This window comes from Acinetobacter sp. YH01019, assembly GCF_013420285.1.
In the GTDB taxonomy this organism is placed as follows: Bacteria; Pseudomonadota; Gammaproteobacteria; order Pseudomonadales; family Moraxellaceae; genus Acinetobacter; species Acinetobacter gandensis.
Genome location: NZ_VOYM01000104.1, coordinates 1 through 7,661, shown reverse-complemented (window position 1 = coordinate 7,661; position 7,661 = coordinate 1). Strand labels below are relative to the sequence as shown.

At 41.4% G+C, this 7,661-nt stretch carries 10 protein-coding genes and 1 pseudogene; 8 read left to right on the top strand and 3 right to left on the bottom strand.

Annotated features, from left to right (window positions below):
• Positions 1-100: pseudogene (locus FTT84_RS16010) on the top strand (IS1 family transposase); the annotation flags it as partial.
• Between the two features lie 152 nt (positions 101-252).
• On the opposite strand, the gene FTT84_RS16005 reads toward FTT84_RS16010, so the two are convergent.
• Positions 253-1,137, bottom strand: coding sequence for a permease (locus FTT84_RS16005; RefSeq protein WP_180057007.1), 885 nt, complete (start codon positions 1,135-1,137; stop codon positions 253-255).
• 158 nt (positions 1,138-1,295) lie between these two features.
• On the opposite strand from FTT84_RS16005, the gene tatA reads away from it, so the two are divergent.
• The 4 genes from tatA to FTT84_RS15985 all read left to right on the top strand — a co-directional run bounded on the left by tatA (position 1,296) and on the right by FTT84_RS15985 (position 4,884).
• Positions 1,296-1,514: a Sec-independent protein translocase subunit TatA gene (tatA, locus tag FTT84_RS16000; protein WP_004692445.1), complete on the top strand. Its 219-nt coding sequence runs from the start codon at positions 1,296-1,298 to the stop codon at positions 1,512-1,514.
• A 12-nt stretch (positions 1,515-1,526) separates the two neighbouring features.
• Positions 1,527-1,949 carry a Sec-independent protein translocase protein TatB gene (gene tatB / locus FTT84_RS15995; RefSeq protein ID WP_058868900.1) on the top strand — a complete coding sequence of 141 codons (423 nt, stop codon included), beginning with the start codon at positions 1,527-1,529 and terminating at the stop codon, positions 1,947-1,949.
• Positions 1,946-2,722 (top strand): twin-arginine translocase subunit TatC, encoded by a 777-nt coding sequence (gene tatC / locus FTT84_RS15990; protein WP_004692449.1) that lies wholly within the window; start codon positions 1,946-1,948, stop codon positions 2,720-2,722. Before tatB ends, tatC begins: the two co-directional genes overlap by 4 nt.
• A 185-nt stretch (positions 2,723-2,907) precedes the next feature.
• Positions 2,908-4,884, top strand: a complete 1,977-nt coding sequence (locus FTT84_RS15985) for a PhoX family phosphatase (protein WP_180057008.1) — start codon at positions 2,908-2,910, stop codon at positions 4,882-4,884.
• Between the two features lie 38 nt (positions 4,885-4,922).
• Here the strand turns inward: FTT84_RS15985 and FTT84_RS15980 are convergent, their stop codons facing one another.
• Complete coding sequence (locus FTT84_RS15980) at positions 4,923-5,705, bottom strand: NRDE family protein (RefSeq protein WP_180057010.1); 783 nt, start codon at positions 5,703-5,705, stop codon at positions 4,923-4,925.
• A 93-nt stretch (positions 5,706-5,798) separates the two neighbouring features.
• On the opposite strand from FTT84_RS15980, the gene lgt reads away from it, so the two are divergent.
• From lgt to FTT84_RS15965, 3 genes are all read left to right on the top strand, one after another.
• Positions 5,799-6,608, top strand: a complete 810-nt coding sequence (gene lgt, locus FTT84_RS15975; RefSeq protein WP_067763713.1) for a prolipoprotein diacylglyceryl transferase — start codon at positions 5,799-5,801, stop codon at positions 6,606-6,608.
• Positions 6,609-6,737: 129 nt separating this feature from the next.
• Entirely contained in the window at positions 6,738-7,130 is a 393-nt protein-coding gene (locus FTT84_RS15970) for a hypothetical protein (protein ID WP_067763716.1), read from the top strand.
• On the top strand, positions 7,131-7,496 hold the full coding sequence (locus tag FTT84_RS15965; protein ID WP_081410294.1) for a hypothetical protein: 366 nt from the start codon (positions 7,131-7,133) through the stop codon (positions 7,494-7,496). It begins immediately after the preceding gene.
• 70 nt (positions 7,497-7,566) lie between these two features.
• Here the strand turns inward: FTT84_RS15965 and FTT84_RS15960 are convergent.
• The coding region (locus tag FTT84_RS15960) for a transposase domain-containing protein (RefSeq protein WP_136143756.1) at positions 7,567-7,661 on the bottom strand (95 nt) is incomplete at its 5' end.

Here is a 7,661-nt window from a genome sequence, read left to right as displayed (position 1 = left end):
GCGAGGCTTTAGGAGAAGCTGCAACTTCTCCAAAAAGCTTGAAAATCATTTCAAAGCCTTTGATTTAGTGTTCTTTTATATCAATAATGGATTCGTTTAATGCCAGCATACTTTTTGAAACACCACCTAAAAACTAAGCTGTATAATGTTGCCCCTTCTCCCCTCGGGGAGGACGGTGGCGAAAGATTCTCTATATTCCTCTCTATCACCGTTGCGCAGCAGTACTATGCATGTCTAGCTAAAAGTGAGTGTTTAAATTAAAGCGAATACATGCAGTAATAAACCATAGATACTCACCACGACACAGCTGATGATCGTACCTGAAGCAATGTATTTTGCCGACGTGCCTGTCCCCTGATAATGCGTTTCCAAAGCCACAATATTGGCTGCTGGCGGTAAACAGAACAATAAGAACATGACCCCAATATATTGTTCAATATTAGGAATAGCGAGGTAACGATAACTCAGCCCACACAGCACCGCGCCACATGCTAATTTTAACAAAGCCGTCTGACTACTTTGCCACAGGTCTGCTTTCTCAACTTTGGTGTGCCTCAACCACATGCCCAATACACACATGCCAAAGAAGCTCATACCAAATTTGGCTGCACTATAAACTACATCAATCAGATCATGCTGTGACCAATATTGCACCCCAACGGAACGAAAAATAAGGGCCAGAATCAAAGCAATCATGGGTGGAGCACAGAGCACTTTTTTTAAAATAAACGAAAAAGCTAACGATGTTTGGCTCACAGCCGTCACTGCCCAGAGATTACCAAAAATAGAGCCACCGATGTATAGCGCCACCATTGCTGGACTAATTTTTGTGCCAAACAACGCAATCGCAAAAGGAAAGCCTAACCATGCCATATTGACATAACTAAAACACAGGGCGCTTAATTTATTCTTTGAAAAGTATAAGAAAAAGTAAAATAAGAGCACTGCCACGACAAAACTGAATAGCATCAGACTAAAGCTACCAGCCTGATAAAACACCATGTTGTAGACAATAACAATCGGAATAAAGCAACGTGCTAAAAGACTTGAAAAGCCTGTTTTCAACCGTGTTGCCAATGGGGTGGATGCAAGGAATAAACCACTAAGAAAGGCCAACAGAGGGAGCAGCAACGTCACTTCAATATCCTTGAAATTTCACCGAATCATCATACACTGCTTTTTCTCAAAATCTGTGCGAAGCGATCGTTTTGTCTTGAAATTGAAACATCATCGTCACCGCAATGTCACACAAGCCTGTTGATATAGGGAAAACGAAAAATGATGAGGATCTACCCATGGCGGGACTATCAATTTGGCACGTACTAATTTTTGCAATTGTGGTTATTCTTCTTTTTGGTACAGCCAAACTTAAGAACTTAGGTAAAGATGTCGGCGGTGCCGTGAAAGACTTTAAAAAATCAATCCGTGATGAGGAAGCTGAAGCAGCTCAGCTAAATGAACCACGAACGATTGATGCTCATGTCAAAAGCACCGAAAGTTCTATTAAAAGCTAAGCGAGCACTGCCATGCTAAATGTGGGTATGACGGAACTCTTATGCTTTGCGATCGTTGCATTATTAGTTCTAGGTCCTGAGAAACTACCTGAAGCAGCACGCTTTGCAGCCAAATGGTATGGCAAAGCCAAACGTTTTATGAATAGCGTTCAAACTGAGGTAGATCGTGAGCTAAAGCTTTCTGAATTTCGTCAGGAAATCCAAAAAGAAATTGAGCGTATGACCGAAATAGAACAACGCTTACAAAAACAACTCGATCATCTCAGTAAATCAGCTCCAACAACAAAAACTGAAAATACGACTGCATATGAATATCAGTGGCTCACACCCTCTCCATTAACACCATTTTCAATCAACCATCTTAAACAACATGGTACACCTTTGTTTACTGCAGCAAATATACCTATTCAGCCCCAATTGAAGATAGCCGTATGAATCAAGTGTCAACAAGGCCAGACTCAAACACAGGCCAAGATGAAGAATTAGAACAAATGCCTGTCATGCAGCACTTAATTACACTGCGCAAGTATTTATTTAAAATCGTCGGCATTACCCTGTTGCTGTTCTTTTGTTTATTGCCTTTTCGCAATACGACTTATCAACTGTTATCTGAGCCACTACGCCAACAACTGCCAGTCAACTCAACCATGATTGCGACAGATGTCACAGCAACATTTATGGCACCGTTTAAATTAAATCTATTTGTTGCTCTGGTGTTAGCAATGCCAGTCATCATTTACTTAATTTGGTCTTTTGTGCGACCTGCACTATATGAGAAAGAGCGCTTCTTGGCGGTTCCACTGCTTGTGGGTAGTATCGCACTGTTTTATATCGGGATCGCGTTTGCCTACTTCATTACGCTTCCAGCAATTTTACATTTTTTTATCAGTGTCTCGCCTGAAAGCGTCGCTCCAATGACGGATATCAATAGTTATCTCAGTTTTTGTTTGAAACTCTTTTTGGTTTTTGGACTCACTTTTGAAATCCCAATTATTACTTTAGTCCTAATTTTAATTGGTGTCGTTAGCACACAGAGTCTCGCTGAAAAGCGTCGTTTCATTGTCGTGGGATGCTTTTTCATTGCGATGTTTGTCACACCACCTGATGCACTTTCGATGATTATGCTTGCGGTACCCATGTGGCTGTTATTTGAAATTGGTTTATTTTTCGGAAAATTATTAGAGAAAAGAAAAACAACAAGCCACTAAAACTTGAGAATTACAAACTTCTATCTTATTTCCTCCAACACTGTATGGAGGATTTTTTATTTCATGTCGTATCTATTGCCCTATCAAATACTGTCTTCAAATTGACCCTAAACTGTAAATAAAACGTCACTTCTGCTTCATACAATCTAGCTCGACTTACTTACAATTATTGATATGGACTTACTATGACAGCCACAACAAATCAGCCAAGTCGTCGTGATCTTCTAAAATGGTTTGCGGGAATCCCTTTTTTACCGCTTGGGGCAATGACTACTGCAGCAGCATTGAGCGGTTGTAATGATAGTGACAATGACACAGCGGTAACACCACCTGTAACAAAACCTGCAAATCTAAAAGCTGCAACATTTACAGCGATGGCAGCGCCTATTGCAATTGCAGACCGTGCTAAAACATCAGTCAGTTCGAAACTCAAAATCGACTGGGATGACTCAACCAGTTCAGAGTATCAACTTGGTTATAAAAGCTTTTTTGAAACAGGCAATACTGTGCCTAAATGGGGCGGTGGTGAAATTATTGCTGGGGGATATTTTAACGCCAACGGCGACCCAATTATGGATACATCTGTTCCAGCGTCGCCACGCCAATTCTTTTCAGACTGCCCAGATGGCTCCTCACTTATTCATTTAGACGGTGCTCAAGTCGAAGGTGTGAATAACCCAGTATTCCATGTTGTGCAATTTGAATATGCCTCACAAAACCTAGCAGGCGCGAGCGAGTATGGCAACTTACCCTCCCCAATTGCAATTTTGACATTAGACCAGAACCAAACAACAGGTCATTTAGAGCTTAAAAAATACTTTAATGTCGATACCTCTGCAGTTCATGGTTTATGGATTACTTGTGGTGCAAGCATGTCACCGTGGAACACACATTTATCTAGTGAAGAATATGAACCTGATGCATTTGAACAAGGCATTGGTGGACCAAGTCCAAAAGGAATCAGCAAAAACTTCTTTGGTGATGAGGCCGCAGCTAAACCATATAACTATGGTCATTTACCTGAAGTGATCGTAAATAAAGACGGCAGTGGTAGTATTGTTAAACACTTCTGTATGGGCCGTATTTCGCATGAACTGGTACATGTCATGCCCGATAACCGTACCGTAATTATGGGTGATGACTACACCAACGGTGGCTTCTTTATGTTCATTGCCGATGTCGCAAAAGATTTGTCAGCAGGTAAACTTTATGTCGCTAAATATGTATCTGAACTGACAGAGAGCAGTACAGGACAAATCAAATGGATTGAGCTAGGTCATGCAACTAGTCAAGAAATTGAAAAAATGGTTAATGTTGACAATATCCAACCTAGCGACATCATGGAAAGTTTAACAACTAATCCAAATGACGCATCATATACCGAAATTATTTTGGCCAAGAAGAAGCTTTGGGTAAAAGTAAAACCAGGTATGGAAAAAGCAGCAGCCTTCCTTGAAACCCACCGCTACGCAGCACTCAAAGGTGGCAGCATGGCCTTCACGAAGATGGAGGGAACCACCATCAACATTAAAGACAAAGTTGCGTATTCTGCTTTAGCAAATATTCAAGATTCAATGATCAAAGACAATGCAGCTTGGGTTGCCGCACACAATGTTTCATTCACGAAGAAAATCACTGCAGGTGGCGTACTAGCACACGATTTAACAGCAGGACAGAACACAACCGATGGGCAGCCTATCAACAGTGAATGGATTCCGTATCAATCGAAAATGCTATTGATGGGTGAGGACATCACAGTGGATAGCTTAGGTAACACAGCAAATCCAGATAAAATTGCAAGCCCTGACAATTTGAAGTTCTCTGAAACACTACGCACCTTATTCATTGGTGAAGACAGTGGTAACCATCCAAATAACTTCTTATGGGCTTATAACGTGGATACCAAAGCAGATCCTGTACGTTTACTCTCAACCCCTGCAGGTGCAGAATCGACTGGTTTACATGCAGTAGACTCAGTAAATGGTTGGACTTATATCATGAGTAACTTCCAACATGCGGGTGACATGAAGAGCTTATCTGAGGACTTAAAAGCAGCAACTTTAGCCAATTACAACAATGGCTATAGTGCAAGTGTCGGTTATTTAACAGCAGACTTGATGCCATCAGTAGAAAAGAAAAAGACTGAAACCAAAGCCTCTTAAGTCATTCCAAAAAAAATGCCGACTTATGTCGGCATTTTTTATGATTTAAAAAATACCACTTGTTCCGTGATTTTTCCTTTGAACTCACCCTGCTGCTGCTTTTCAAGCCAAGACCATTGTTCATGGGTCATGCGTAAGAAGTTAGAACAGCGTGTCCCATAAATAGGGCTTTGAATAAAGGTCGAAGACAATAGCTCTTCCATATCCTGACTAATGCCAGTTTGCGGCAATAAGTCTGTAATAATCTTGCGCTCATCCTCCAAAATATCCCAAGCTGTCTTCTCTAACTCACTTTGTAAGATATGGGATTGTTGCAACATCGGTAAGAACTCTTGGGTAAAGCGCTTACGTAAATGTTTGGTTTTTTCCCAATGTTCCGTCATCAAACCATTCGACACCACATACACGCCTTTCGGAAGAACCTGTGGTGCTTCACCACGATTGCTCATGTAGACCGCCTGATGCCGATCCCCCATAAAAAGATTAAAGCCCGCATAGTCACATTGTTTTTTCTCTAAGTCTTGAGCAAAACGAATCGGGGTTTGTTCAGACTCTAAAAAGGATTGAATCAAATGTCCACGAGACGTTGGATAGCTGGTTTGATCAGTGCCATCGCGAAAGTTCGTTAAAACGGCCCAACGTCCTGTTGGCGTTATACCCATCCATGTGCCGCCAGACTGCAAATCTTGTCCCGCAATAATTGGACTATCCGCCCATTGTTGCAAACTTGCAGTGGGGCGCTGGTAAAACTCATCTCGGTTTGAAATCAGACAAAGTGGTGTGTCATCCAACACCTGCCAAGCAAAAGCCACGATGCACATAATAGACTCTCAAAATCTTTACACATTGAATGTACAACATTTTTCCAAGCTTTCAGCTAAAATCTGTGCAAAACATAATGACAAGGAACAGCAATGCTGACTTATCCAAATATCGACCCTGTGGCGATATCACTGGGCCCTTTACAGGTGCACTGGTATGGCCTGATGTACTTATTGGCATTTTTATTTGCTTGGGGGCTTGCGACTTACCGCGCTAAACAGCGTGGTTGGACAGCAGAAATGGTCTCTGATCTGATTTTTTACGGTGCTTTGGGTGTGGTTGTTGGCGGTCGTATTGGCTATGTATTCTTTTACGGCTTTGAACAATTCCTTGCCAATCCCCTCTGGCTCTTCCAAGTCTGGACTGGTGGTATGAGTTTCCATGGCGGTTTCTTGGGTGTGATGATCGCCATGCTGCTGTGGTGTAAGAAATACAAAATGACGTGGTTTCAAACCCTCGATTTTATTGCACCCTGTGTCCCTACAGGCTTAATGTTTGGTCGAATTGGTAACTTTATTGGTGGTGAACTCTATGGCCGTGCGGTAAGCGACCCAAACTTTGCATTCGGCATGATATTTCCGACAGATCCGCTGCAATTGGTACGCCACCCCTCTCAACTTTACCAAGCGCTGTGTGAAGGCTTAATTCTATTTATTGTGTTGTGGTGGTTTAGTTCTAAACCGCGCCCACGCTTTGCGGTTTCAGCATTGTTCCTGATTGGTTATGGTATTGCACGCTTTACCGTGGAATTCTTCCGTGAACCGGACAATGGTCAACTATTCATTGGTTGGATGAGTAAGGGACAATTCTTAACAATTCCAATGATTCTGATTGGTCTATGGATGATGTGGTATGCCTACCAGAAAAAAATATATGACTGGGGCCCACAAAAAAATAGTTAATTAAAAGCAAATTTAGCGAGGCAATGCCTCGCTTTTTTATGTGCTGTATTTTCTCTTCAATACAGTCACTGAACTCAATGCTCGAACTATGCTAAAGTTTAGTTTGCTTATTTCAATAAACATACACTTATGCTTGAATTTTGGTTCGATCCGACGGTTGCTGTTGTAAAGAAAGTCTTATTTTTTATTGCAATGGTGGTACTTACAGGTGTGCTGTATTGGATGGAGCCATTAAAACTCGATGCCATACTTATGTTCTTAGGCACTGGTGTGATTTTTTTGATTTGCCGTTATTGCAAAATTCATTTTGCCTCAAAAAATCCGACTGGCTTACTCTACCGCCTACTCACTTGGATTCCGATTGCGCTGTTACTTGCCTTGGTCTTTATCAACATGAATAATGGTGAAATTCTAATTCCAGGTGCACAAGGTATTGGCTTTATGGCATTGGCAATTTGCTTACTTTCCCCCATTGCCCTGCTCAATAAAAATAATCTAACGCATGACGACGGAAAGGCTTAAATGCTAGATTTTTGGTATTCCGAACGTTGCACACGCCAAATTAAACTCATATTGTGCATAGGCACGTGTATTCTCATTTTTATCTGCTCAGAACAAGCACAATTAGCGCCCATTTTTGTGGGACTCTGCCTCGTCATTGGTTTAATGATTGATGTGCTTTATACACTAAGAATAAATCAACTCAAAGCGCTTCCACAGGCATTGAAATGGTGTTTGGCTATTCTGCCTATTCTATGTTTATTGTGCTTAATCTATTTTTTACCCAATGAAATGCACGGCCTATTGGTACTGCAATGTATCAGTTTTACTTTAATTGGATTTTTTCTTGTCTCGATATATAGCCATCGTGCGAAACGTTTTGATTAAAATCTTGATTCGCATACCACTTCGCATTGAATATTAATCGTAAGCGTCCGCTGAACCCCATGCCTATTTTTTAATTTGAGTTGGATTTCCAGCGATGTGGTAGTAATTCTTCTATTTGGGTCGCTTTATGCGTCGGCAGCCTTTTCAGCACATCACTGAGATAGG